Source organism: Variovorax sp. dw_308 (assembly GCF_019207085.1).
GTDB lineage: Bacteria > Pseudomonadota > Gammaproteobacteria > Burkholderiales > Burkholderiaceae_C > Variovorax.
Genome location: NZ_JAATOM010000007.1, coordinates 106,404 through 132,586 on the forward strand (window position 1 = coordinate 106,404; position 26,183 = coordinate 132,586).

The 26,183-nt window shown below is 65.6% G+C and carries 24 protein-coding genes and 1 pseudogene; 14 read left to right on the forward strand and 11 right to left on the reverse strand.

All coding sequences use genetic code 11. The features are described 5' to 3' along the window. Positions 1-79: 79 nt before the first annotated feature. Complete coding sequence (locus tag HCU76_RS16340; RefSeq protein ID WP_218510007.1) at positions 80-358, forward strand: hypothetical protein; 279 nt, start codon at positions 80-82, stop codon at positions 356-358. Between the two features lie 58 nt (positions 359-416). Here the strand turns inward: HCU76_RS16340 and HCU76_RS16345 are convergent, their stop codons facing one another. The 4 genes from HCU76_RS16345 to HCU76_RS16360 form a co-directional block, all read right to left on the reverse strand. Beyond that, a complete protein-coding gene (locus tag HCU76_RS16345; protein WP_218510008.1) occupies positions 417-1,163 on the reverse strand; it encodes a hypothetical protein in 747 nt (248 codons plus the stop codon). Between the two features lie 117 nt (positions 1,164-1,280). Next, positions 1,281-1,808, reverse strand: coding sequence for a DUF2867 domain-containing protein (locus HCU76_RS16350; RefSeq protein ID WP_218510009.1), 528 nt, complete (start codon positions 1,806-1,808; stop codon positions 1,281-1,283). Between the two features lie 10 nt (positions 1,809-1,818). Continuing rightward, positions 1,819-2,301 (reverse strand): RidA family protein, encoded by a 483-nt coding sequence (locus HCU76_RS16355; protein WP_218510010.1) that lies wholly within the window; start codon positions 2,299-2,301, stop codon positions 1,819-1,821. Further along, the gene (locus HCU76_RS16360; RefSeq protein WP_218510011.1) at positions 2,298-2,645 is read right to left on the reverse strand and encodes a hypothetical protein; all 348 of its coding nucleotides are present in this window, start codon (positions 2,643-2,645) and stop codon (positions 2,298-2,300) included. The genes HCU76_RS16355 and HCU76_RS16360 overlap by 4 nt, the downstream gene beginning before the upstream one ends. Before the next feature lie 186 nt (positions 2,646-2,831). Here HCU76_RS16360 and HCU76_RS16365 point away from each other — a divergent pair, with 186 nt between their 5' ends. Next, positions 2,832-4,304, forward strand: coding sequence for a PLP-dependent aminotransferase family protein (locus HCU76_RS16365; protein WP_218510109.1), 1,473 nt, complete (start codon positions 2,832-2,834; stop codon positions 4,302-4,304). 45 nt (positions 4,305-4,349) lie between these two features. Further along, complete coding sequence (locus tag HCU76_RS16370) at positions 4,350-4,859, forward strand: hypothetical protein (RefSeq protein WP_218510012.1); 510 nt, start codon at positions 4,350-4,352, stop codon at positions 4,857-4,859. A 13-nt stretch (positions 4,860-4,872) separates the two neighbouring features. Here the strand turns inward: HCU76_RS16370 and HCU76_RS16375 are convergent, their stop codons facing one another. Beyond that, positions 4,873-5,547, reverse strand: coding sequence for a class I SAM-dependent methyltransferase (locus tag HCU76_RS16375; RefSeq protein ID WP_218510013.1), 675 nt, complete (start codon positions 5,545-5,547; stop codon positions 4,873-4,875). 181 nt (positions 5,548-5,728) lie between these two features. Continuing rightward, entirely contained in the window at positions 5,729-6,163 is a 435-nt protein-coding gene (locus HCU76_RS16380; protein WP_218510014.1) for a YXWGXW repeat-containing protein, read from the reverse strand. Between the two features lie 185 nt (positions 6,164-6,348). On the opposite strand from HCU76_RS16380, the gene HCU76_RS16385 reads away from it, so the two are divergent. Beyond that, positions 6,349-7,242, forward strand: coding sequence for an ion transporter (locus HCU76_RS16385; RefSeq protein ID WP_218510015.1), 894 nt, complete (start codon positions 6,349-6,351; stop codon positions 7,240-7,242). Positions 7,243-7,341: 99 nt separating this feature from the next. Further along, on the forward strand, positions 7,342-7,659 hold the full coding sequence (locus HCU76_RS16390) for an EthD family reductase (protein WP_218510016.1): 318 nt from the start codon (positions 7,342-7,344) through the stop codon (positions 7,657-7,659). Between the two features lie 32 nt (positions 7,660-7,691). Here the strand turns inward: HCU76_RS16390 and treF are convergent, their stop codons facing one another. The 3 genes from treF to HCU76_RS16405 form a co-directional block, all read right to left on the reverse strand. Beyond that, on the reverse strand, positions 7,692-9,221 hold the full coding sequence (gene treF / locus HCU76_RS16395; RefSeq protein ID WP_371319840.1) for an alpha,alpha-trehalase TreF: 1,530 nt from the start codon (positions 9,219-9,221) through the stop codon (positions 7,692-7,694). A 101-nt stretch (positions 9,222-9,322) separates the two neighbouring features. Continuing rightward, positions 9,323-10,558 (reverse strand): CaiB/BaiF CoA-transferase family protein, encoded by a 1,236-nt coding sequence (locus HCU76_RS16400; RefSeq protein ID WP_218510017.1) that lies wholly within the window; start codon positions 10,556-10,558, stop codon positions 9,323-9,325. 170 nt (positions 10,559-10,728) lie between these two features. Beyond that, on the reverse strand, positions 10,729-11,931 hold the full coding sequence (locus HCU76_RS16405) for an acyl-CoA dehydrogenase (protein ID WP_218510018.1): 1,203 nt from the start codon (positions 11,929-11,931) through the stop codon (positions 10,729-10,731). A 178-nt stretch (positions 11,932-12,109) separates the two neighbouring features. Here HCU76_RS16405 and HCU76_RS16410 point away from each other — a divergent pair, with 178 nt between their 5' ends. Together HCU76_RS16410 and HCU76_RS16415 are read left to right on the forward strand one after the other, a co-directional pair. Further along, complete coding sequence (locus HCU76_RS16410; RefSeq protein ID WP_218510019.1) at positions 12,110-13,021, forward strand: LysR substrate-binding domain-containing protein; 912 nt, start codon at positions 12,110-12,112, stop codon at positions 13,019-13,021. Positions 13,022-13,405: 384 nt separating this feature from the next. Further along, positions 13,406-14,686, forward strand: a pseudogene (locus tag HCU76_RS16415) (ABC transporter substrate-binding protein); the annotation flags it as partial. Between the two features lie 313 nt (positions 14,687-14,999). Here HCU76_RS16415 and HCU76_RS16420 read toward each other — a convergent pair. Beyond that, on the reverse strand, positions 15,000-16,802 hold the full coding sequence (locus HCU76_RS16420; RefSeq protein WP_218510020.1) for an NAD(P)/FAD-dependent oxidoreductase: 1,803 nt from the start codon (positions 16,800-16,802) through the stop codon (positions 15,000-15,002). 117 nt (positions 16,803-16,919) lie between these two features. Between HCU76_RS16420 and HCU76_RS16425 the strand changes: the two genes are divergently transcribed. The 7 genes from HCU76_RS16425 (at position 16,920) to HCU76_RS16455 (ending at position 25,529) form a co-directional block, all read left to right on the forward strand. Then, the gene (locus HCU76_RS16425) at positions 16,920-17,075 is read left to right on the forward strand and encodes a hypothetical protein (RefSeq protein ID WP_218510021.1); all 156 of its coding nucleotides are present in this window, start codon (positions 16,920-16,922) and stop codon (positions 17,073-17,075) included. A 241-nt stretch (positions 17,076-17,316) separates the two neighbouring features. Next, positions 17,317-19,284, forward strand: coding sequence for an adenylate/guanylate cyclase domain-containing protein (locus tag HCU76_RS16430; protein ID WP_256354229.1), 1,968 nt, complete (start codon positions 17,317-17,319; stop codon positions 19,282-19,284). A 26-nt stretch (positions 19,285-19,310) separates the two neighbouring features. Then, positions 19,311-20,489 carry a phosphatase PAP2 family protein gene (locus HCU76_RS16435; protein WP_218510022.1) on the forward strand — a complete coding sequence of 393 codons (1,179 nt, stop codon included), beginning with the start codon at positions 19,311-19,313 and terminating at the stop codon, positions 20,487-20,489. 12 nt (positions 20,490-20,501) lie between these two features. Further along, the gene (locus tag HCU76_RS16440) at positions 20,502-22,460 is read left to right on the forward strand and encodes a hypothetical protein (protein ID WP_218510023.1); all 1,959 of its coding nucleotides are present in this window, start codon (positions 20,502-20,504) and stop codon (positions 22,458-22,460) included. Positions 22,461-22,543: 83 nt separating this feature from the next. Beyond that, positions 22,544-23,329 (forward strand): enoyl-CoA hydratase, encoded by a 786-nt coding sequence (locus HCU76_RS16445; RefSeq protein WP_218510024.1) that lies wholly within the window; start codon positions 22,544-22,546, stop codon positions 23,327-23,329. Between the two features lie 49 nt (positions 23,330-23,378). After that, positions 23,379-24,782, forward strand: coding sequence for a selenium-binding family protein (locus HCU76_RS16450; RefSeq protein ID WP_218510025.1), 1,404 nt, complete (start codon positions 23,379-23,381; stop codon positions 24,780-24,782). A gap of 45 nt (positions 24,783-24,827) precedes the next feature. After that, positions 24,828-25,529 (forward strand): hypothetical protein, encoded by a 702-nt coding sequence (locus HCU76_RS16455; RefSeq protein WP_218510026.1) that lies wholly within the window; start codon positions 24,828-24,830, stop codon positions 25,527-25,529. Positions 25,530-25,683: 154 nt separating this feature from the next. On the opposite strand, the gene HCU76_RS16460 is transcribed toward HCU76_RS16455, so the two are convergent. Continuing rightward, positions 25,684-26,076 carry a cupin domain-containing protein gene (locus HCU76_RS16460; RefSeq protein ID WP_218510027.1) on the reverse strand — a complete coding sequence of 131 codons (393 nt, stop codon included), beginning with the start codon at positions 26,074-26,076 and terminating at the stop codon, positions 25,684-25,686. Positions 26,077-26,183 lie beyond the last annotated feature (107 nt).

The following is a 26,183-nucleotide window of genomic DNA, read 5'->3' on the forward strand; positions in this document are numbered from 1 at the left end:
TTCATGCGTCAAGCCGGGCCAGTTGAAGTCTGCTTCTCGATTGACCTGGATGGGGAATCTTCGAAATCCAAGGACACCTTTGGACCTTGTTGGCCATCACCACCACATTGATGTGTTCGCTCCGCAGCAACTGCGTGCGCAGCTCACCGAGCATGTGAGCGTGGAGCTCGGGTCCGAGCGCATCCGCGTTGCGCTGCGCATCGTGCCGGACGATAACAACCCGTGCGCCATCCTGGCCATGCAAGATGAATCGGTGCGCAGCCGTCATACATTACGAGCCGCGCCGTTTCACGAAAAGTGCGGGCGTTTGGTCTTTCGCTTCGTGAATCCATTTAAGCAGGAAAGAGTGCTCCATTAAATCTCAAGCCAAAGGCGAACGCGAGATTCATCGCATCGCCTTGGCTTCTGGCTATGAATTAACCGCGCCCCACGTTGGCAGCTTTCGTATCCGATCTAATTTGCTCCTTTGATCTCTCCACGTTTTCCTGGCACTTACGGGTCATTTTTGACTTCATCTGAAAACCCGAAAATGAACCGTCGTTGTACACCACGGCGATAAGTTTATGATTACCGGGACTCAAGACTACTGTCTTGTTGAAAACGCCACCGTGACCATTCATGAATCCATAATTTGCGGTTTGTCCAACACTTGTCCGACCTAACAAAGATGCTGCATTTACGTTGTCAAGATAAACTGACGCATCATTGTCGGCTGAAAACACCCCCTCGATATTGATGGTTGAACCTATGACACAATCTGGAAGATTGAAGTCTAGCGTGTACTGGTAGTTGCCTTGAGGCGCGCTGTTGGTATTGTTGATGTTGATCCAAGAAGCAACAGACCCTGTATCAATCGTCTTGTTGGTCGCAACCTCGGTAGTCCAATATTGGTATGGCGTAATGGTGGGCGCTGCGGAGCCTTTATAGATCCATGTGGCAACGCCCGTGCTTAGATCCAGACTTGCTGTTTCGCCTACGCATTTGCAGCATTCGAGCTTCGCTATTTTTGCCCCCTTGCCCTCACCAGGAAGAACTCCCCTTGATGGTTTAGAAGGTCCGCGCATGTCCGGGTTGTGTTGCGCCACTGCCGCCGTAGAAAGCGAAGCGAAAAGAGCGCACGCCAAGGCCGAATGCTTGACGCGCGCGAAAGCACATGAACTCATGATATTCCCCCTGAATATGATAATTTGACGTCCAGTCGACGTCGATTCACAGTCTGCCGCGCATCGTCAAATCGCGCCTCATCAATTTTTAGTAGACGCTCTAACTTTTACTTAGTGCTAAGGCGCACTGACCCTTCCCGCCTTCGCCGCACGGTTCAGCGACGAGCGCACGACCATGCGATGGAAAGGCGCGATGACGCGGATGTAGTTGCGGCCCAGCAGGTTGTGGCAATGCACCACCGTCACCAACACCATCTCGTGGCCACCCCCCGCGGCGGGTCGTCTCAGCACCGACACCCGGAAGTCGAGATGCCGGTCGTCCTCGCCGAGGACCACTTCGTCCCCGTGCGTTTCGTAGATGCGGAAGAAGCCGAGGCGGGGCGTGCGCGTCGTATCGGCACGCAGCGCATCGGCGGTCTTCAGGCCGAACAGCTTGACCACGCCATCGCGCACGCCCATGAGCCGCTCGACCCATGGCGCTTGCTTCTCAAGCGCCTTCCGGGCGAGCGACAGCGCGTCGCCAGGGGCACCGGGCGGCAAGTCCATGGCGAAGGCATCGGCCAGGAAGGCGCCGGCGTAGAGCGGCGCCACGCGGGCCTCCTTCGGCAGCGCACAGGCATGGGCACGAGGCGATGGCGAAGGCATGGGCGGCGCTTCAGTCGCCGTACGTGCTCGCGACCATGTCCAGCTCCACCGACGCATTCTTCGGCAGGCTGTAGACGCCGACCGAAGTGCGCGTGTGCACGCCGGCCTCGCCGAACACGCGGTACAGCAGGTCCGACGCGGCGTCGGCCACCTCGCTTTGCTGCGCGAAGTCGGGCGTGGTCTGCATGTAGACGGTGAGGCGCAGGATCTTGTCGATCGCATCGAGCGAGCCGAGCGTCTGGCGCAGGATGGCCAGCGCGCGCAGCGTGCAGATCTGCGCGGCCTCGCGCGCCTGGTCCAGCGAGGTCTCCGCGCCGATGCGTCCCGTGACGACCACGGTGCTGCCGACGCGCGGCACCTGCCCGCTGAGCCAGACGTTGCGGCCGTCCCGCACCGCCGAGGCATAGTGGCCGCCGATGCGAATCTCACCCTCGAAGCTGTGGCCCAGCTCGGCGGCGATCTGGTCGGCGATGGCGTTGCGCGTGGTCGTCATGGCTTCAATGGGCTTGCAACACGGGACAGTCGTGCAGCATAGGCCATGACCCGCCGCCGCAGGGCCAGCCACACGGCGAAGGCCGCCGGCGCGGGCCGATGGCTGCGGATCACGGCGCCGCCGCCGCATGCTTCGAGTTCGACCCAGCCGCCGCGCTCCAGCCGATGGAATTCGCCGTGCGTCAGCGTGACGCCGCGCGACAGCATGGTTTCGCCGAGCCAATGCAGCGGCTCCCGCACCACGACGCGGCCGCTGTCGACCTCCAGCGTGGTGAGGCGGTCGAGCGGGATGTGCAGCGCTTCGCCGCGCTGCAGGCGGGTGGTGGTGGTGAGACAGTGGGTCATCGAAGGCTCCTTGAACGAGGCCTTCATGGTCCCGTTTTCGATGCACGGAAAACAGGCACAGCCTTCCCTGTTGCGACCGGAACAGTGGCCGCGGCACCGCATCTGTTATGGTCGTTTTCGCGTCAACTGCATCTGTTTCAACAGGCGTCGATTGGCCACGATCACGCCATGCCCACGTCATTGCACATGTCGCAAACGCCTGCGCCGCCGACTGCGCCGTCCACTGCGCCGCCGCTGTACCGCCGCCTCGCCACGCACTACCGCGGCGCGATCGAGGCCGGCACGCTGGCGATCGGCGAACGCATGCCGTCGCTGCGCCACCTGATGCGCCTGCACGACATCAGCCTGTCGACCGCACTGCAGCTGTGCCGCACGCTGGAGTCCGATGGGTGGGCCGAGGCGCGCGACCGCTCCGGCTACTTCGTGCGCAAGCCGCAGCGCCTGCGCATGACGCCGATGGAGGAGCCGCCGGCCGGGCAGCCGCCAGACCCGGCGCAGTTCGTCGGCATCCATGCACGCGTGTCGAACTTCGTGACGCAGCGGCGCGCCGCCGAGGTGAAGGTCAACTTCTCGGTCGCCCGCGCCGCGCCGCACCTGTACCCGGGCGAAGCCCTGCGCGCGGGCATGACGCGCGCGTTGCGGCATCGGCCCGAACTGCTGACCGGCGCACCGCCGCTGCAGGGCGATCCGCAGTTCCGCTCGGTACTGGCCAAGCGGGCGATGAGCGCGGGCATGACGCTGTCGCCGGAGGAAGTGCTCGTCACGAACGGCTGCATCGAGGCGCTGAACCTCGCGCTGCGTGCGGTGGCCAACCCCGGCGACACCATCGCAGTGGAGTCGCCGACCTTCTACGGCCTGCTGCAGGTGCTGGAAAGCCTGGGCCTGCGCGCGCTGGAGATTCCGGCCAGCCCGCAGTCGGGTCTCTCGGTCGAGGCGCTGGAACTCGCGCTGCAGGCGTATGACGGCATCAAGGCCGTGGTCGTGATACCGCACCTGCAGAACCCGCTCGGCAGCGTGATGCCCGATGCGCACAAGGAGCGGCTGGTGCGGCTGTGCGAGTCGCAGGGTATCGCGCTGATCGAGGACGACACCTACAGCGAACTGCTCGATGTCGACAGCGCCCCGCGCGCCATCAAGTCATGGGACCGCACCGGCAACGTGATCCATTGCGCATCGCTGCACAAGATCCTCGCGCCCGGCATGCGGCTCGGCTGGATCTCGGCCGGGCGCTGGCAGGCGCGCGTGGAAATGCTCAAGTACGCGCAGACGCGCAACAACGAGGTGCTGTCGCAAATCGGCGCCGGCGAGTTCATGGGCAGCGGCGGCTACGACCGGCACCTGCGCCGGCTGCGCACCGCCTTGCGCGAACAGCGCGAGCGCACCACCGAGGCCATCGCTGCGTACTTCCCCGCGGGCACGCGCCTGAACCTGCCGAACGGCGGACTGCAGGTGTGGGTCGAGCTGCCGAACCAATGCCCATCGAGCACGGTGTTCGACATGGCGCTGCGCGAAGGCATCCTGGTCGCACCGGGCTTGCTGTTCTCGAACACCTCGCGCTGCGACCACTACCTGCGCGTCAACTGCGGCTGGCCGTACGACGAGGTGGTGGACAGCGCATTGAAGCGGCTCGGACAGATGGTGGCTTCGCTGGCGCATTGACTAGCCGGGTGGGGCGCCTCGCGCCTGTGCAAGACTCTGGCCCTCATGAACGACCATTCCAGCCCCGATCCCACCCACGAAGGCGCCGACGACCTCGCCATCCAGGAACCCCGCCTCTGGCGCGACAGCGCATGGACGGCGCGCGTCATCAAGAACGAGGACGACGACGGCTGGGCCGTGTCGATGACGCGCCATGGCGAGGCCGAGCCCGCGCTGGTCGGCCCCTGGACCATGGGCCGCGACAAGAAGAACCCGAAGCCGCTCGACACGCCGGCCTTCCACACGCTGGTGAAGACCGCCAACGAAGTGCTGCGCCGGCATGAGCAGCAACTGCATGCGCAACTGAACAAGCACCTCAGCATCGGCGTGGGCTCGGAGCGCATCCGCGTGGCGCTGCGCATCGTGCCCGACGAGGACAACCCGCATGCGCTGCTGACCGCGCAGGACGAGTCCGGCGCGCAACTGGGCGAGGCCCGCACTGCACCAGGCTTCAAGCTGACGTCGGCGAGTGCGCAGGCGTGGATCGAAGCGGGCTACCCGGCGCGGGCGCGCTAGTTCGCTGGTTGGTTCAGGAGCCGGCCGGGGCGGCCTGCCGGGGCCGGTCGATGACGTAGTACGACTTGACCATGCCCATCGCCCGTTCGAAGGTCACGTCGGCCGCGGGGAAGAGCGCATCGATCTCCGCGCGCCGCAGCAGCCGCGTGCCCCAGTAGTAGTTGCGGATGGTCGGCGCATCCGGATGCGAGAGCAGGCGCCACGGGCTGACGTGGATCAGCAGGTAGCCCAGCCTGCGCGGCAGCCAGTGCACGAAGGGCATGAGGAAGTGCGGCTCGAACGGAAAGGACCACGCCGGGGTCTGGCAGAACACCAGCTTCGAGACGCGCCGCATCTCTTCGGCAAGTGCCTTGCGCTGCTCGCGCGGCACATGCTCGATGACGGAGTTGCAGATCAGGAGGTCGAAGAACCGGTCCGGCGCGGGGATGTGCTGGCCATCGTAGATGACGGTCTTGATGTCGCCGGCCGAGACATCCGCGCCCTGCTGGACCTCGCCGTCGTCCACGTTGTAGATGGTGATCTGCCCGCGCGGGATCGGCAGCTCGATCTTGTCCCAGAAGTGCCGCGAGCCGCCGAGGTCGCAGATGCGCATCGAGGCGATGCCCGGGAATGCTTTCAGGATGAATTTTCCGCGGCGCAATCGAAAGTGCCGCGTGATCGGACCGATGACCTGATGCCACAACGACATGATTGCGCCTCCCTGCGATATTCGGCAACGCCTCGTCACCTTGCTCGACAGGCCTACGGTATGCAAGAAGAGGGGTAGGGTCAACGGTACGTTTGACCGGTACCTTTGGCCGCCCCGGCGCGGCCCGTTCGGTCCATACTTTTGACGACAAGCGTGCCCGGCCGGGCACCGGGCGCGCGACTCAGCAGTTGCCCTTCTTCGCCTGCCCCGGCGGGCAGTGATAGCCGCCGCCGTGGTGATGGTCGTGAGATTCGTAGCGCTGCTCGCGCTCCCATTCGCGGTGTTCCTCGCGCCGCTCCGCACGGCGCCAATCGCCCTCGCGCCAGCGCCACCCGCCATCCACCGCCACCCAGGCGCCGGGCGCATAGGCGTAGTCGGGCCGCGCCTGCTGCCAGCGACCTGGACGCCATGCGTAGGCGCGTCCATCCCATTGCCAGTGGCCCGGCACCCAGGCCTGGCTCGGGCGCGGCGCCGGCATGACTTCGTAGCGCGGCGGCGGCGGCGCCACCTGCACGACGCCGGGCAGTGGCACGTTGATGTTCACGGAGACCTGGGCGACCGCGGTGAATGCTGCGGCCGACAGGGCCGCGGAGATGACGAGTGGAATGGCTTTCAACGTGGGGACTCCTCAGTAGTCAGGGTACCGGGCGAGGACCGCACGAAGTGCAGTCGACGCCTCGTAAAAGGGCGAGAGCGTACTCGACCCCGGTTCCCGGCCCTCGCATGGGTCTCCATCGCCCTCACTCGACCGGAACTGCCCCGCCCATAGGCAATCTGCACAGGCAGGCTTACGATGCCCGCATGCCGCCCCCCTCCGCATCGCGGAACCCCGACCCGGACCGCTTCGGCAAGCCCACGTCGGGCCTGCGGCTCGCGCTCTACACCATCATCTTCGAGGCCGACACGCGTGCCGGCAAGGCCTTCGACGTCGGGCTCATCATCCTCATACTCGCCAGCGTGGCGGCCGTGGTGCTCGACAGCGTGGCCTCGATCCATGCGCGCTTCGCCTTCGAGCTGAGGGTGTTCGAACTGCTCGTGACCGCCGCCTTCACCATCGAATACCTGGTGCGGCTGGCCTGCGTGCGGCGGCCGGACCGCTATGCCTTCAGCGTGTTCGGCATCATCGACCTGCTGGCCCTGCTGCCCACCTATCTTGCGGTGCTGGTGCCGGGCATGCATGCGCTGATCGACGTGCGCGTGCTGCGGCTGCTGCGCGTGTTCCGCGTGTTCAAGCTGACCGAGTACGTGGCGGAGTACGGCGCGCTGGGCCAGGCACTGGCGGCGTCGCGGCGCAAGATCCTGGTGTTCATGTCCTTCGTGCTGATGGTGGTGGTGGTCATGGGCACGCTGATGTACGTGGTCGAGGGCCCGGAACATGGGTACACCAGCATCCCGGTGGGCGTGTACTGGGCCATCACGACGATGACCACGGTGGGCTTCGGCGACATCGCGCCGAAGACCGGCATCGGCCGTGCGATCGCCTCGGTGATGATGCTGCTGGGCTGGGGCACGCTGGCAGTGCCGACCGGCATCGTGAGCGCCGAGTTCACGGTGCAGCGCCAGGGCCGCCGCACCACCACGCGCACCTGCCACGAATGCCTGAGCGAAGGGCATTCGCCGAATGCGCGCTTCTGCAGCGACTGCGGCGCAAAGCTGCCGGCCTACCAGCACGACGCGGCCGACGCGCGTGCATAGCGTCCGTAGCGTCCGGGCGAACTGCATCGGCCCGGCGGCGCTTGCCGGCGCACGGTTGGCCCTCTATCCTCTGGAGCCCAACTACAAGGAGACCAAGCCGTGATCAAAGTGAGCGTGATGTACCCCTACAAACCCGACGCGCGGTTCGACCACGTCTATTACCGCGACAAGCACATGCCGCTGTTGAAGGCCCGCCTGGGTGACGCTTGCCTCTACTACACGATAGACAAGGGCCTGGCCGGCGGCGCGCCCGGCGACCCGCCGACCTACATCGGCATGTGCCACGTCTTCAGCGACTCGGTCGAGATCTTCCAGGCCGGCTTCGGTCCGCATGCGAAGGAAATCCTGGGCGACATCGCGAACTACACCGACCTGACGCCGGTCATGCAGATCAGCGAAGTGGTGGTCGAGAAGTAGGCAGCCCCCAGGGCCGGGCCACGCCGGCCCGCCTATCGATGCATCGGCTCGGCCGCATGCGCCACGCAGGCATGCGCCGTGTGTTGCGGATGCGCATGCAGCAGCGCGCGCGTGACGCCGTTGGTCCAGCCGAAGCCGTCCTGCAGCGGATATTCGCCACCGCCGCCGCCGGTCGTCATCTGGTGCTCGACCTGGCGCAGCGCGTACTTCTCGACCAGCTTGCCCTCGCGTTCGTAGACCGCCGCCACGGTGGCGAGCCAGCGGTGCGCGATGGTGCGCGCCAGGTCGTCATGGCCGTACTTGTGGAAGCCGCTCATCGCCATCCATTGCAGCGAGGCCCAGCCGTTGGGCTGGTCCCATTGCTGGTCGCTGGTGCATTCGGTGGTCGACAGGCCGCCGGGGGCGAGCAGGCGCTGTTGCACGGTGGCGGCGAGCGCGTCGGCCTGCGGCGGGTCGGCGAGGCCGGCGAACAGCGGCGCGATGCAGGCCGCGGTGAGGCAGCTTCGGCGCTGGCGGAGGCGCCAGTCGTGGTCGAAGAAGGCGCCTTGGGCTTCGTCCCACATCCATGCCATGACGGCGGTCTTGCGGGCGGCTGCATGCGCTTCGAATTCGCGCGCGGTGCCGGCGTCGCCCGCCTGCCTGGAAAGCTCGGCGATCGTCGTCTCCAGCTTGAAGAGGAAGGCGTTGAGGTCGACCGGCACGATGTCGGTGGTGCAGATGCTCACGAGCGAATCCCGCTCGTCATGCTGCGGATGTTCCGCGAGCCAGCGCGTGCTGAAGTCCCAGCCTGACTCGGCCGCGGCGCGCAGGTCCCGGTACACCTCCGATGGCTCGCGGCCCGAGAGGCGCGCGGTCGTCACGTCTTCCAGCCAGGCCTCCTCGCGCGGCTCGTCGCGCTCGTCCCAGTAGCGGTTGAGCACGCTGCCGTCGGGCAGGCGCACCGCACGGCGATCGGCACTGCCCGGCGCCAGGCCATCGCTGCCGCGCATCCACCACGCATGTTCCTGGCGAAGCTGCGGCAGGAAGTCGGTCGCGCTGCATTTGTCGACGCTTTCCGACAGCTCGACCATGAACGCGAACAGCGGCGGCTGCGAGCGGCCGAGGTAGTAGGTGCGCGTGCCGTTGGGCACATGGCCGTAGGTGTCGATGAGGTGCGCGAAGTTGACGACCATGTCGTGCAGCAGGTCGGTGCGCCCGCTCGCCACCAGGCCGATCATGGTGAAGTACGAATCCCAGTAGTACATCTCGCCGAAGCGCCCGCCGGGCACCACGTAGGCATGCGGCACCTGCAGGGACGAGCCGCCCGGCGGATGCTCCAGCGGTTGCCGCGTAAGCACCGGCCACAGGTCGTCGATGTGCGCACAAAGCGGCTGGCCCGGCACCGAGATGTAGTCGCTGGGCGGGGGCAACTGCACCTCGAAGTGCTGGTCGACGAAGGCCTTGAGGTCGAAGCCGTCGGCCTTGCCTTGCGCGCGGTAGGCCTGGAGGATTTCCTGCGGGTCCTTCAGCGGCGCGCAGTCGACGAAGGTCTTGCTGTCGGCGAACACGCGTGCGCCCTGCACTGCCGTGAACAGCTCCTGGTAGCGGTCGGCCGGCGTCAGCGTGTCCGGCGCCGGGCAGGCCGAGGCGCGCGCCGCGGCATGTTGTCGGGAGTGGCCCTGGCTCAGACCACCCCCGCGGCGCGCAGGGCCGCTGCCTGCTGCGCGTCCACGCCGAGTTCAGCCAGCACTTCGAAGGTGTGCTGGCCCAGCGCAGGCGGCGCGTGCCGCAGCACAGGCGGGGTGGCCGACAGGCGCAGCGGACTCGCCACGCCGACGATCTGGTGGATGCCGTCGCCGGCATCGCGCGGCATCGTGACGGCCAGGCCGCGCGCCTTGACCTGCGCGTCGTCGAAGGCCTGGTCGATGTTGTTGATCGGGCCGCAGGGCACGGCCTTGTCTTCGAGCAGTGCGATCCATTCGGCCGTCGTGCGCGTGCGGGTGACGGCTTCCATCTCGGGGATCAGCACCTCGCGGTGTTTCACGCGCAGCGTGTTGGTGGCGTAGCGCGGATCGGTGGCCCAGCCCGGACGGCCGGCCGCCTCGCAGAAGCGCGCGAACTGCCCGTTGTTGCCGATGGCCAGCAGCATCGCGCCGTCCTGGGTGTGGAAGTCCTGGTAGGGCGCGAGGCTCGGATGGCTATTGCCCTGCCGTTGCGGCGCGACACCGGTGTTGAGGAAGGCGCTGGCCTGGTTGGCCAGGATGGCCATGCCGACGTCGAGCAGCGCCATGTCGATGTGCTGGCCCTCGCCGGTCTTGTGGCGCACGTTCAGCGCGGCGAGGATCGCGGTGCTGGCATAGACGCCGGTGAACAGGTCGGTGAGCGCCACGCCCACGCGCAGCGGGCCGCCGCCGGGTTCGTCATCCGGGCGGCCGGTGATGCTCATCATGCCGCTGGTGGCCTGGATCATCAGGTCGTAGCCGGCGCGCGTGGCATGCGGGCCGTCGTGGCCGAAGCCGGTCACGCTGCAGTAGATGAGGCGCGGGTTGAGGGCCTTGAGGCTGTCGTAGTCGAGCCCGTAGGCCTTGAGCCCGCCGGTCTTGAAGTTCTCCACCACGATGTCGCTCTGCGCGGCCATCTGCTTCAACAGCACCTGGCCCTCGGGCGTCGCCATGTCGATGGTGACCGAGCGCTTGTTGCGGTTGCAGGACGTGAAGTAGGTCGACTGGTGCGTGTCGTGGCCCTGCGCGTCCTTGAGGAAGGGCGGGCCCCAGGTACGCGTGTCGTCACCCGTGCCGGGGCGCTCGATCTTGACCACGTCCGCGCCCAGGTCCGCAAGGATCTGCGTGCACCACGGGCCGGCGAGCACGCGCGAGAGGTCGAGAACCTTGATGCCGTCGAGTGCTGCTTGGGGGGTCATGTCGAGCTGAGGTTTGGATGCGGGTACCGGCCGCGAAGGACGCGAAGGACGCGAAGGACGCGAAGGTTGCGCGAAGGACGCGAAAAATACAAAGAAAACTTTGAAGGTCTTCTTTCGCGTCCTTCGCGGAACCTTTGCGTCCTTCGCGTACGGCCAAGTCCGAATTCGCGTCAGTTCGCGAAGGCGGCGATGCCGGTGATGGCGCGGCCCAGGATCAGCGCGTGGATATCGTGCGTGCCTTCGTAGGTGTTGACCACTTCGAGGTTGACCAGGTGGCGCGCCACGCCGAACTCGTCGCTGATGCCGTTGCCGCCCATCATGTCGCGCGCCAGCCGGGCGATGTCCAGCGACTTGCCGCAGTTGTTGCGCTTCACGATCGAGGTGATCTCGACCGCCGCGGTGCCCTCGTCCTTCATGCGGCCCAGGCGCAGGCTGGCTTGCAGGCCCAGCGTGATCTCGGTCTGCATGTCGGCCAGCTTCTTCTGGATCAGCTGGTTGGCAGCCAGCGGGCGGCCGAACTGCTTGCGGTCCAGCACGTACTGGCGGGCGCGGTGGAAGCAGTCCTCGGCCGCACCGATGGCGCCCCAGGAGATGCCGTAGCGTGCGCTGTTCAGGCAGGTGAACGGGCCTTTCAGACCTTGCACTTCGGGGAAGGCGTTTTCCTCAGGGCAGAACACGCCGTCCATGACGATCTCGCCGGTGATGCTGGCGCGCAGGCCGACCTTGCTGTGGATCGCCGGGGCGCTCAGGCCCTTCATGCCCTTCTCCAGCACGAAGCCGCGGATCGGGCCGACGGCGCCGCTCTCGCTGACTTCCTTGGCCCACACCACGAACACGTCGGCGATCGGCGAATTGCTGATCCACATCTTGCTGCCGCTGAGCGAATAGCCGCCCGGCACCTTCTTGGCGCGGGTGGCCATGCTGCCGGGGTCGGAGCCGTGGTCGGGTTCGGTCAGGCCGAAGCAGCCGATCCATTCGCCGGTCGCGAGCTTGGGCAGGAACTTCTGCTTTTGCGCGACGGTGCCGAACTCGTTGATCGGCACCATGACGAGCGAGCTCTGCACACTGGCCATCGAGCGGTAGCCCGAATCGACGCGCTCGACTTCGCGGGCGATCAGGCCGTAGCAGACGTAGTTGAGGCCGGGGCCGCCGTATTCCTCGGGGATGGTCGGGCCGAGCAGGCCAAGCGCGCCCATTTCGCGAAAGATCGCCGGATCGGTGATGCCGCTGCGGAAGCCTTCGATGACGCGCGGCAGCAGGCGCTCCTGGCAATAGGCGTTGGCCGCGTCACGCACCATGCGCTCGTCGTCGGTGAGTTGCTGGTCGAGCAGCAGCGGGTCGTCCCAGTGGAAGTGGGCTTTGTTCGAGGCCATGGGGGCTTGTCTCCGGAAAGATGTTGAAACGGGAATGAGGCTGATCGTAGCGGTGGGAGGGGTGCGGCGCAAACGAGTTCTTTGCACCCAGTTATGCGATGGACGCATGTCTTGGCGGGCTGCCACTACGCCACTTCATTGGTAAGGCGGCGCTGCGAGTCATACACTGCCGGTATACATGCGCCGCAAGATCCCGCCCCTCCAGACGCTCGTCTGCTTCGACGCTGCCGCGCGCCACGAGAGCTACACCCGCGCGGCGCAGGAACTGTCGCTCACGCAAAGCGCGGTGTCACGCCAGATCGGCACGCTGGAATCGTTCCTTGGCGTGGCGCTGTTCCGCCGCACGCGGCACGGCGTCGCGCTCACGGCCAGCGGCGCGGCCTATGCGCGGCAGATCACCAAGCGTTTGGAAGCGATGGAGCGCGACACGCTCGACGCGATGTCACACCAGGGCGAAGGCGGCTCGCTCGCGCTGGCGGCCGTGCCGACGTTCGCCACGCGCTGGCTGATCCCGCGATTGCCCGCCTTCGCGGAAATGCGGCCCGACGTGGTGGTGCACATCGAGACCCGCACGCGGCCCTTTCTCTTTGCGGATGCCGAGTTCGATGCCGCGCTGTATGCAGGGACGCCCGCGCAGGTTGCCAATTGGGCTGGCACGCGGGCATTGCTGCTGCTGCACGAGGATGTGGTGCCGCTGTGCAGTCCGAAGTTGCTGCCGCGCGGCAAGCCGGTGGCGCCAGCCGCGATCGCGAGGCTGCCGCTTCTGCAGCAGAGCACGCGCCCCGACATCTGGCGCCAGTGGTTCGACGCGCAGCAGGTCGATGCGCCCGGTGCGCGCGGCGGCCCGCGCTACGAGTTGTTTTCGATGCTGGCGACGGGCGCGGCCCATGGGCTCGGGGTTACGCTGATGCCGACCATGCTGGTGGCCGACGAACTCGCGCGCGGCGAACTCGTGGTGGCCTGCGCGCGACCGTTGGCGGGCGAGCGCAACTACTACCTCGTCACGCCCGACCGCGGCGATCCGCCACCATTGCTGGAGCTCTTCGCTGGATGGTTGCTAGGACAGGCGCAGGCATCGATGCGGCGTTAACGTTCTTCGTCCGCACCCCGACGACTCCGGGCGTCACAAGGATGTGACGCTCGCTGTCCTTCTTTCGGGGGATGTCAGCAGCAGCTTTCGCGGTCTAGAGTGGGGTGAGGCCTTCGCCTCCTTGCCTACGCGAATGAAGGGCTTCAGATGGACGTTGCGCTCGACTTCACCTGCACCATGCAAGAGAGCAGAGCGGTCAAGGTGCCGGCACGTGGCAATGCCATGGACAGCACGCCTGTATTGACTGGCACCCATCGCGCAAGGAACCCCCGCCTGATCGCAAGTGGAAAGGCCACCGGCCCTGGCGTTTCGCAGGCAACCACGGGAGGATTCATCGTGATTGCACACAACGTGGTCATGGCATTGCGGCGAGAAGTGCTGGCAATGGGCATCTTGCTGGCCCTGAGCAGCACCGCCCATGCGCAAGTCCTGCGCTGGGCCAGCCAGGGCGACCTGCAAACCCTTGATCCGTACTCGCAGAACGAACTGCTGACGAACTCGATCAACGGTCAGGTGTACGAAGCGCTGGTCGGGCGGGACAGGCAGCTTGGCCTTGTTCCCGCGCTGGCGACGCAGTGGCAACAGGTGAGTCCGACCCTCTGGCGCGTGCAGCTACGTCCCGACGTGAGGTTTCACGGGGGGCAGGCCTTCACCGCCGCGGATGTCGTTTTTTCCGTCGAACGGGCCAGGGATCCTGCATCCACCATCCGGGCCTATGCGTCGGCGCTCGGGACCGTCCGCGCGCTCGACCCGCTAACAGTCGAATTTGCGTTGCCGCAGTTCAATCCGATATTCGTGGAACAGTTGTCGCTGGTGCAGATGATGAGCAAGTCATGGTGCGAGGAACACGACGCCGTCAAGCCCCAGGACTTCAAGGCGAACGAGGCACGGTATACGACGCTCAATGCAAACGGCACCGGGCCCTTTATCCTTGTTTCCCGGCAACCCGATGTAAAGACGACGTTCAGGCGCAACCCCGGCTGGTGGGGCAAGTTCGACGGAAACGTGTGGGAGGTAGTCTATACACCGATCAAGAGCGATCCGACGCGCACGGCGGCACTGATCTCCGGCGAACTCGAACTAGTACTCGACCCCCCTCCCCAGGACACGGACCGGCTTCGCGCCACCCCCGGCTTGAAGATCGTGGACGGCGTCGAGAACCGCGTCCTGTTCATCGGAATGGACCAGGGGCGGGACGAATTGAAATACAGCTCGGTCAAAGGCGCCAATCCCTTCAAGGACGTCCGCGTTCGCAGAGCGCTCTACCAGGCGATCGACATCGAAGCGCTGCGCACGTCCGTCATGCGTGGGCAGGCGCGGCCCACGGGGGTGTTGGCGCCTTCGCCGCTTGGCGCCTTCAACGATCCGGAACTTGAGAAGCGATTGCAGTTCGACCTGCCGACCGCCCGGAACCTCATGGTGCAGGCGGCCTACCCCGACGGGTTCGAGGTAACGCTCGACTGCCCCAACAACCGCTACATCAACGACGAGAAGATTTGCGTTGCGCTTGCCGGGATGTGGGCGCGGATCGGCGTGAAAGTGAGGGTCAACGCCCAGCCCAGGGCCATCTACTTCGCCAAAGCCGAAAAGCTCGACGTGTCGATGTACCTGCTCGGATGGGGAGGGGCGATTACCGACGAGGAGGTGACACTCACACAGGTTCTGCGTTCGCGCGGAGAGAACGGCATCGGCTATTACAACTGGGGGGACTACAAGAACCCCAGGCTGGACGCGCTGGCTGCGGCATCGTCCATCGAGTTTGATCCTGTCAAGCGGGAGCAATTGATCAAGGCCGCCCTGCGTGAGCATGGGGAACAGGTCCATCACATTCCGTTGCACCGCCAGGTCATCCCCTGGGCCATGCGCAGCAATGTCGAAGCCGTGCACAGGCCGGACAACTGGCTGGAGTGGCGGTGGGTGACGGTACGGTTATTCGACAAGGGAGCGGCCGCCGGAGAGGGCGGCCATTGCTCAACCGTCAACGCCTGTGGAACGTCGGCGCGCGCTCGTACACCGGCGTCGGGATGCCTTCCATGCGCGCCTTTAACTGCAGCGACAGGAACTGCGAATAGTGGCGTGACTGGTGCAGGTTGCCGCCATGGATCCAGAGGTTGTCGACCTGCGTCGGCTTCCACATGTTGCGCAGTTCGCCCTCCCACGGACCAGGATCCTTGGTGGTGTCGGAGCCCAGGCCCCAGCACTTGCCGACCTTGTCCGCAACTTCGGGCGACACGATGTCGGCCAGCCAGCCGTTCATCGAACCGTAGCCCGTGGCGTAGACGAGCAGGTCGCAAGGCAACTCGGTGCCATCGGTCAATGTCACCGAACGCTCGTTGACGCGCGCGATGTTCACGCCGCTCCTCAACTTGATGCTGCCATTGGCCACCAACTCGGAGGCACCCACATCGATGTAGTAGCCCGAGCCGCGCCGCAGGTACTTCATGAACAGGCCCGATCCGTCATCGCCAAAGTCGAGCATGAAGCCGGCCTTCTCCAGCCGCGAATAGAGATCCGCATCGCGTTTCTTCATCTCCTCGTACACGGGGATGTGGAATGTGTGCATGACCTTGTAAGGCACCGACGCGAAGATCAGGTCGGCCTTGTGATGGTCGATGCCGCTCTTCACCGCCTCCTCGGAATAGAGCCCGCCCAGCGCAAGTTGCATCAGCGATTCAGACGGCGCGATGTGCGTCGACGAGCGCTGGATCATGGTCACGTCCGCGCCGTTCTCCCACAGTGCCGCGCAGATGTCGTGCGCCGAATTGTTCGAGCCCAGCACCACGCACTTCTTGCCCTTGTAGGCTTCCGGGCCCGGGTGCGCGCTGGAGTGATGCTGGTCACCCTTGAAGTTCTCCGCGCCTTCGATCTTCGGCGTGTTCGGATAGCCCGATACGCCCAGCGCAAATACCAGTTGCCTCGGCCGGAGCACGACCTCCTTGCCGTCGCGCTCGACCGTTACTTCCCACTCCTTCTTTGCCTCGTCGAAGCGCGCCTTCTTCGCGGTGGTCGAGCTCCAGTAGTTGAGCTCCATCACTTTGGTGTACATCTCGAGCCAGTCGCCGATCTTGTCCTTCGGCGAGAACACGGGCCAGTCGTCGGGGAACGGCAGATACGGCAGGTGGTCGTACCAGACCGGGTCATGCAGGCACAGCGACTTGTACCGGTTTCGCCAGGAGTCGCCGGGCTTTGCGTTGCGCTCCACAATGATGGTCGGCACGCCCAGCCTGCGCAGCCGCGCACCGAGTGCGATGCCACCCTGCCCGCCGCCGATGATCACGACCTCGGGTTGCTTCGTGTAGCCGAGCGATTGCTCCTCTTCCTTGCGCTTTTCGAGCCAGGACTTGCGGCCCGGCTGCTGTCCATGCTCTGCGCCCTTGATGCGTTCGCTGCCGGTCTTTTCCTCGTGGCCCTTGAGTTGGGTCATCGTGGTGAGCAGCGTCCAGGCCTTGCCATCGCGCAGGCGCAGGTGGCCGCGTCCGCGTGCAACGCGGGTCTCGAAGGTGAACCACGTGTCGATGATTCCGCCAGCCTCGGTCGCCTCGCCCTCGATGGCGAAGTTGGACGGCGCTGTGTCGGCCAGGCGCGCCTTCAGCATCGCGCGGATGGCGTCGGCACCCTCCTGCGTTCGGATGTTCCAGGTGAAGGACACCAGGTCGCGCCAGTAGCTGTCGGATTCGAAGAGGGCGACGGCGGCGTCGATGTCGCCTTTGGCAAGTGCGGCGCCGAATTCGGCAAGCCATGTGGTCGCGGCCTGGGTCGGGTCAACGGTCACTTCGGTCATTGAGCATGTCTCCGTAGCGTTGATTGAAAGTCGGCCGGACATGATCTGCCTGCGATGGGGCGGGTGCGCCGGGGTTAACCCGGAAATGGTGTACCGCTTGTCAGGAAACTGGCGCAGATGCGCATGCCGGGCGTGGTCATCAAATCGATCGGGTTGCCGCCGCATGTGGTGTCTGAATTGGACCTTGCCTGGCGCGCCGCCGATGAGCAGGACAGCCCGGTGGTCGAGCGGTATCGGCAGATGCGCGGGGCCGATTCATTAGGGAGACTCTGAACAAGTCCCTCGCGGACCGCGCATCCTCGGCTCGGGCGGTCTGCGGTGTTGCAAATCCTCGCCATAGCTTTGGCTGTGGCTCCGGTTTGCGCCTTGCATCCCATCCCGGGTCGAGGCGCGCACTCTCGCGGGGACTTGTTCAGAGTCTCCTTAGTCCGGGGGATGACCCGGCCGGCGAACGCAGCCTAGAGTCGCTCGTGGTTTTCGCTCACAGGAGCGAATCGCGAACGAAGGGCCTCCGATGGAAGCTGCGTACAACTTCACCTGCACTGCGCGAGAGGTCGTAGCAGGCATGGGGTTGGCAAGCAGCCGTGGTCCGGTAGGGGCCAGAAAGAGGGCCGCCTTGCCGCGCGCGCCGTATGCGCGGGCGGCGGCAGTCATCGACCTTGTCATCGGGAGCCGCCGCCTCGACAATTCCGTCGAGGGCTACATGGTCAACAACAACAAGATCGCGGTCGAAACGGAGCGCGTCGTGCGCACGGTGCTGGTTGTCGACGTGGTTGAATCAGTTCGCCTGATGCAACTCGACGAGGCCGGCGCTGTGCGGCACTGGCGCGCGTTCGCAGACGAAGTTGCCGATCACATCGTGCCCGCCCACGGTGGGCGGCTGGTGAAGAGCCTCGGCGACGGCCTGATGATCGAGTTTCCGCTTGCGCCGCAAGCCGTCGAAGCAGCCTTCGCGTTGCAGCAACTCACCGAACGTCTCAACGAAGGCGTCCCCGAAGTCAACAAGATGCGTGTGCGGATCGGCGTACACGTCAGCCCGCTGATCGCCGATGCGCGCGATATCTACGGTCACGGCGTCAACCTGACTGCGCGGCTCGCCACGCTTGCCGGCCCCGGCGAGATCGTGGTGTCCGCTGACGTCCGCGATCAACTGACGCCGCAACTCGACGCCGACATCGAGGATCTCGGCGAGTGCTACCTCAAGCACTTGAAGCAACCCGTGCGCGCCTTTCGCGTAGGCGCGGTCGGCGACCAGCCGGTGCTCTCGTCGGCCGAAGCTGGCGGCCAATTGCGGACCACGATCGCAGTGGTCCCATTCACGGCACGTGGCGTTCAACCGGAGCACGACGTGCTGGGCCAGATCCTGGCCGATGACGTGATCTCTGCGCTGTCGCAGTCGCCCCAGATCAACGTCGTGTCCCGCCTGTCGACGACCGCCTTTCGCGGGCGCGAGACACCGCTGAAACAAATGAGCGTGTTCCTCAACGCCGACTATGTCGTGTCCGGTTCGTTCACGATCGAGGGCGATCGGTTGTCACTGCGCGCCGAGTTGGCCGAAACCGGCTCGCAATTGGTCGCCTGGTCGAAGACGCTGAAGGGCGACGTGAACGCGGTGATTGCCGGCAAGGACGAACTTGCCGGACGACTGGTGGCAGAAACCTGTGCCGCAATGATGATGCACGAGTTGCAGCGATCGTTCGGCAAGGGACTGCCGACGCTGGAAAGCCATACGCTGCTGCTGTCGGGCATCACGCTGATGCACCGAATCTCGCCGCTCGCATCGAAGCGTGCGCAGCAGATGCTGCAAGCCCTGATTGATCGTGCGCCGCGCCTGGCAGCCCCGTACGCATGGATGGGCAAATGGCACGTACTGCGCGTCACGCAGGGCTGGTCGGAGGACCCCAAGGCCGATGGGAAGCAAGCGCTGGACAATGCCCGCCGGGCGCTCGACCGCGATGCGACGCTGTCGCTGGCCATGACAGTCGAGGGGCAAGTCAACACCTACATCCACAAGCGGCTCGATGTCGCCGAGGAGTGCTACGAGTCTGCGCTTCGCGAGAATCCCAACGATTCGCTCGCATGGTTGCTGAAGGGCACGTTGCACGCGTTTCGCGACGAAGGCACTGAAGCAGTGCGCCATACCCGGCAGGCCCTCAAGCTTTCGCCGCTGGACCCGCTCAAATACTACTTCGACTCGTTGGCTGCGACGGCGGCGCTGTCAGCAGGCCAATATCCGCGCGCATTGAAGCTCGCGCAGGCCTCGCTGCGATTGAACCGCACACATGCCTCGACCTTGCGCGCACTGATCACCGCTCAGTGGCATCTGGGCCGTGAGGAGGAGGCACGCGCGACAGCGCGCGACCTCTTGAGGATCGACCCTGATTTCAAGGTTTCGACATTCCTGGACAGATCACCTACGGCGCCCTTCAAGCTTGGCAAGGCGGTTGCCTTTGCCCTGAAGAGCGCCGGAGTTCCGCAGTAGCAGCGCAACAAGAAGAGGAGTCGGACATGAGCTATCTCGAAGGCGTTGAGGGTGTTGAAGGTGTCGAGGGTGTGGAAGGCGTGGAAGGTGTAGAGGGCGTGGAAGGCGTGGGGCATTTCTCCCGAATGCCTGTCTCGTCGCTGATTGCGCACCGGGAGGGCATCGTCGGGTATTGGGCCGATCCCACCAACTGGCCCTACAAGACTGGATGGGACAGCAGTGAACTGGACCCCGGGGCGCATGGCCCGTTGTGGCGCTGGGATCCCCGCATCCGGCGCTTCCTGTTCGAGTTCGAGTTGCTGTCGTCGCTGTACTTCGCGTTCGACACGACATACGACGCCAACAACGTGCCGCTGCCACGGGCCACCTTGTACAGCTTCCAGCCGACCAACGTGCCGTCGAGCACGGCGGCGCCCGTGGGCACGTGGTCCGGGTTCTTCAGCATGACCCGGCCATCCGAGGCCAGGCTCCTGAAACAGCTCGACCTGATGAATGGCTACGCGGACCTCCGGCGCGACCGGGCACGCGAGATCGTCGCCCAGATGTCGCCGCAGTTCGCTTTCTGGGGTTCGGTGATACCGATCTATCCGGCGCGCCATCGGTACACGCTGGAGCTCATCGAGATGGTCCTGCGGCTGGCCAAGCACGCCGAAATGCAGTTCAAGAACGCCCTGTGCGTTCGACGCCCGAACGAGTACTCGCCGCAGATTCAACCGATCATCCAGACGCCGGTGCATGGCTCGCTGCCAAGTGGCCACTCGACGGAGGCTCATGCGGTGGCAAGGGTGCTGTATGCGCTGGTCTCGAAGGGAGCGCCGCCTCTCGACGGGGGCGGGCTGGTCAAGCCCGAATTACTGCTCCTGCGCCAGCAACTGAAGCGCCAGGCCGCCCGCATTGCCATCAACCGGACGGTGGCTGGCTTGCACTACCCGGTTGACAGCATGGCCGGACAGGCGCTGGGGCTCGCTGTCGGCGACTACTTCATAGCGCGGGCGACCGTTGGGGGCCAGGTGGCCGCCTGGACGTTCGACGGTGCGGTCTATCCGGCCTTGCAGGATTTCACAGGGTCGGAGATCTACGACGAGGTAACCAACGGCCGCCAGAGTTCGCTGCCCGCCTATCTCGTGTCGGACCCCACGTTCACGGTCAACATCGCCCCGGGCTTGAACTGGCTGTGGGGCCAGGCGACAGGCGAATGGCCTTGATGCGAGGCGATCATGTCCACGCATACACCTTTCAACAACAGCGCATCACCAGCCCATCCCTATCTCGACTGGGCGATTGCCACCAACTTCGCCTATCTGCGTCCCGGTGAGTGGATACCGCTCCTTGTGGAGACCGAAAGCGGCCCCGAAAACTCGCGAGGCAGATTCATCAGCCTCGAATGGCTCGAAACCGCGTCTCGGGACGACATACGAATTCCCCACCTGTTCCGGCAACCGCTGTCTGAAGAACTCGAGTCTCTCCACCCCGTCACGATATATGTGATGCTGATTCGCCGGGAAGGGGCTGGCGCGCTCGTGGCCGACGGCGGCTGGCAACAGACGATTCGCAGGGCGGAGATGGGGCCGCCCATGCCTGACGCGGCTGCCGGCGAAGGCCCCTTCAACGAGCCGCCCACGATCGACACGCCCGACGCGGCAGTCGTGAACCAGCGTGTCCTCATGGCAGTGATCGACGAAGGCATTGCCTATGCCCACCGGCGCTTCGCCGCCCGTGCCGGAACGGCAATCCAGACGCGAATCAGGTACTTGTGGCAGCAGGATGAGGCGGGCACCGGCGGCAATGAATTGACCGGAGCCCAGATCGACCTGGCAGTCAACGCAAATGCATCCGGGGCCGGCGAGGAAGGCGTCTATCGCGCCCTCGGCGGCCTGGAAATGAATGCGGACGGCTACAAGCCATTGGCTCGCCGCCGCTCGCACGGCACGAGCGTTCTCGACCTTGCGGCCGGGTACGAGCCCGCCGTCCCAAAGGGAAAGCAGCGTCCGATCATCGTCGTCGATATGCCCGAAGCCGCCGTCGGCGATCCCGCAGGATCGACGTTGAATGCCCACGCCCACTGGGGACTGGCCTACATCGTGGCGCGCGCAATATCGATGTGCCAGCCCGATGAGGTGTTGCCGGTCATGGTCAATATCAGCTATGGACCGCACGAAGGGCCTCACGATGGCAGCTCGATGCTTGAAAGGTTCATGGACTATCTCGTCCAGGTGACGCCTCTTTTGCGGATCCCCATGAAGATCTTTCTGGCCGCCGGCAACTATCGACAGTCGCGCACGCATGCGCACATCGCGTCGTTGCAGGCGTCGGCGACCACGACACTTCAATGGCGTTTGCAGCCGTGCACCATGACGCCGAGCTTCATGGAAATCTGGTTGTCCCCGACGGCGGGCGCGAGCGTCCAGGTCACGCTCATTGCGCCGGACGGGCGGCAGTTCGCGGCTCCCACCTTTGGTCCAACGATCAGCGTGCTGTATGCCCCGGCCGGCACCTATTCGGCGCTGCGCAGCGTCGTCTTCCTGTTTGTCGCGCCGACTGCTGTCGATCCCTGGATCGAGCCCGCCAATCCGATCGTTCCTTCCGGGCTGTGGACGGTCACAATCAAGAACACCTCCCAGACGCCGCTGGACATCGACGCATGGATCAGGCGCAGCGACACGCCCGGCGGGCGCCGGGCGAAGGGGCGACAGTCCTATTTCGATGACCCGTCTTACCAGCGATTCGACGCCAACGGACGGCCAACGGAATTTGACGGTGGCACAAGCTACGTCATGCGCCAAGGCACGCTCAGCGGCATCGCGACCGGACAGCGCACTCACGTGATCGGCGCCTTTCAGCGGGCGGCGACGCCATGCACCTGGATGCCCGCGGCCTACTCTTCGGAGGCATCTGCGGCCATGCGGGCCCCCAACTGGCTGCTGCCCGGCGACGATTCAACGGCTTGCTGGGGCGCGTTGGGCGCCGGCACCCGCAGCGGCGCACGCGTCGCGATGAGCGGGACCAGCGTGGCCGCACCACAAGCCGCGCGGAACTTCGCGGACCTGGGGCCGCCAGGGGTCTTCGTGCAGGTGTCGAATCGTGTGCCGGTCGCCGACCAGCCGTGGGTCGCAGGCGCCGGGCTGATCAACGTGCAGCCTCCGCTGGATCGGGACTGGGGAAACAACCGGCCATAGCATGCGGCACAACGCAGCCCTGTTGCGCCGTCTGAGGTGGGTGTAGCCTTGCCCCCTGAAGATGCTCCGTCAAGGACTGAACCATGCGCGCCGATGTGCCCACCGCCGAACCCTTGCTGCAGCGTGAAGACCAGCACGCCGTTGCCACACTGAGACTGAACCGACCGCATCAGTTCAACGCCCTGTCGGAGGCGATGCTGACCGCGTTGCAGCGCGAGATCGACGACATCGCCGCCGACACCAGCGTGCGATGCGTGGTGCTCGCCGCCGCCGGCAAGGCCTTCTGCGCCGGCCACGACCTGCGCGAGATGCGCGGACGCCCGGAACTGTCGTACTACCAGACCCTGTTCGCGCAGTGCAGCACCGTCATGCCGGCAATCCAGTCCTTGCCCGTGCCGGTGATCGCGCGCGTGCAGGGCATCGCCACGGCGGCGGGCTGCCAGCTCGTCGCGAGTTGCGACCTGGCCATCGCGGTGGACACGGCACGCTTCGCCGTTTCGGGCATCAACGTCGGCCTGTTCTGCGCGACGCCTTCGGTGGCCCTGTCGCGCAATGTCTCGACGAAGCGCGCCTTCGACATGCTGGTCACCGGCCGCTTCATCGATGCAGGCACCGCAGCCGACTGGGGCCTGGTCAACGAGGCGGTGCCCGAGGCCGAACTAGACGCGGCCGTCGCGCGCAAGGCCGCGGAGATCGTGGCGAAGAGCCCTACCGCCGTGCGCTGGGGCAAGTCGATGTTCTACCGCCAGCGTCAGATGGCGCTGGCCGACGCCTATGCCTACGCCGGCGACGTGATGGCCCGCAACATGATGGAAGAGGATGCCGGCGAAGGCATCGACGCATTCCTCGCGAAACGAATTCCGAAATAGCGCCGAGCGGCGCATACTGGCGCCCCGTGCTTTTTGCAGGAGCCCTGACATGCTCGAGTCACTGCGAACCGACCCGACCTTCCATCCATCGCCGCGCCTGGCGATGGAGGCCGAGCCCGAGCGCATCGCGTACACCGCCCTGCTCTCGCCCGACGCGTCGCGACCCGATGCGCTGGCGGTCGTCGACGTGGATCCGGCCTCCCCCGCCTACGGCACCGTGCTGCACCGGCTCGACATGCCGAACAAGGGCGACGAGTTCCATCACTTCGGCTGGAACGCCTGCAGCTCTGCGCTGTCGCCGATGTCGGGCCATGCCTTCCTGAAGCGACGCTACCTGGTCATCCCCGGCATCCGCTCCTCGCGCATCTACATCGTCGACACGCAGCCCGACCCGGCCAAGCCCACGATAGCGAAAGTGATCGAGCCCGAGGAGGTCTTTCGCAAGACCGGCTACTCGCGCCCGCACACCACGCACTGCGGCCCCGAAGGCCTCTACATCAGCACGCTCGGCGGCGCGGGTGACGGCACACAGGGCCCGCCTGGCGTGTTCATCATGGACTGCAAGAGCTTCGAGATCCAGGGCAAGTGGGAGATCGACCGCGGCCCGCAGAAGCTGCACTACGACTTCTGGTGGAACCTGCCGCGCGACTACATGGTGTCCAGCGAATGGGGCCTGCCGGCGCAGTTCGAGAACGGCATCGTGGCCGAAGACCTCCTGGGCAACAAGTACGGCCACCAGCTCCACTTCTGGGAGCTGAGCGGGCGCCGGCACATCCAGACCATCGACCTTGGCGCGAATCACCAGATGGCGCTGGAGGTACGGCCCGCCCACGACCCGGCGCGGGAGTATGGATTCGTCGGCGTGGTGGTCGACACCACCAACCTCGAGGCCTCGATCTGGACCTGGTGGCGCGAAGGCGGCACGTTCCACGCGAAGAAGACGGCGACGATCCCGCCGGAGCCCGCGGACGCCGCGCTGCTGCCGGACCTGCTCAAGGGCTTCGGCGCGGTGCCGCCGCTGGTGACCGACATCGACCTCTCCCTGGACGACCGCTTCCTGTACGTCGCCTGCTGGGGCACCGGCGAGCTGCGACAGTACGACGTCACCGACCCGATGAACCCGAGGCTTTCCGGCAGCGTGCACGTCGGCGGCATCGCGCGGCGCACGCCGCACCCGAATGGCTCGGCCTTCGGCGGTGGCCCGCAGATGACGGAGATCAGCCGAGACGGCAAGCGCGTGTACTTCACCAACTCGCTCTACAGCAGCTGGGATGCGCAGTTCTATCCCGCCGGCGTGCCGGGGCGCATGGTGATGTGCAACGTCGGCGAGAACGGCGGCATCGAGCTCGACAAGAAATTCGTGGTCGATTTCGGCGCGGAATTCGGCGCCCACCAGATCCGCCTGCAGGGGGGCGACTGCTCGACCGATTCGTTCTGCTATTCGTCGGCGTGAGGTCTTGCAAAGGCCCGCGGGGCGACGCCGTGGGGGATCGCCGGGATGAATGATCTCGCGCCCTCATGGCCGCTGTGGGCCGGCGTGGTGGCGATCGGCATCTACCACGGGCTCAATCCCGCAATGGGCTGGCCGCTGGCCGTGGCGCGCGGGCTGGACCAGAAGCGCGGCGCGGCTGTGTTCGGCAGCTGGATGCCGCTGGGCGCCGGCCATTTGCTCGCGATGGCGATCGTGCTCGTGCCCTTCGCGGTGCTCGCCTGGCTGCTGCAATGGAGCCGCGAGATCCGCATCGTCGTCGGCGCGCTGGTGCTGCTGTTCGGCATCGCGCAACTGGTGCTGCCGCAACGCCATCGGCGCCTCGCACGCATCAAGCCGACGCAACTCGCGCTCTGGTCCTTCCTCATGGCGACGGCACACGGCGCAGCGCTGATGCTGCTGCCGATCCTCATGGGGCTGTGCGATGCGCCGGCTGCGACGACCGCCTCGGTGGGCCTGCTCGACCACGGGAACGTGATGGACCTCATGCGAACCAGCCTGGGCACCGCAGTCGTCGTCTCGCTGGTGCACACGGCCGCGATGATCGGCTCGGGACTTTCCGCGGCGTGGATCGTCTATCGCTACCTCGGCCTGCGCGCGCTGCGCACCGCCTGGCTCAACCTGGAAAAGGTGTGGGCGCTCGGCCTGATTGCATCCGGCGGCGCGGCGGTGATGACAGCGCTTGCGATGACGGGCACGTCGGCGTCATGATTTCTTGAATACGGGACCGGGTACCGAACGCAGAGATCGCGAAGGTTACGCAAGGTCGCGAAAGAAGACCAAAAGAATTTATGGCATTCCTTTTGCGACTTCTGCGAAACCTTTGCGACTTCTGCGTTCGGCTGTCCGTATTCAGGACACGCCATCAGGGATAAGGCCTCACCCTGTCCTGCTCCGCCGGGTCATTGCGCGACACCACGGCGCGCGCCGGCTCCGTCGTGCTGAGGTTGATGGCCACATGCGGCACGCCGGGCGGGATGAAGAGGAAGTCACCCGGCTCGCTGATCACCGACTGCTGGAGCCCTTCGCCATACATCGTCTGCACGCGCCCCTGCAGCACGTAGATGGCGGTTTCATGCCCCTCGTGGAAATGCGGTTGCGAGCGCGCGCCCGGTGGAATCACCACCAGGTGCATCGACAGGCCGCAGGCACCCGCGCTGTGCCCGGAGATGCCGACGAAATACGGCAGGCCCTGGGCGGTGGCCACTTCGAGGTCGGGACGTACGGCGGTCACCGATGGTGTTGAGACGGACGACATGGCGCTCCTTCCTGGCAGACGGATTGAACAGGCAAATATTGCCAGATCGGCGCCGGTAATGCGCCCCCGTCGCAGGCATCGCCGCTGGCGCTTCGCCTGCTCCCCAT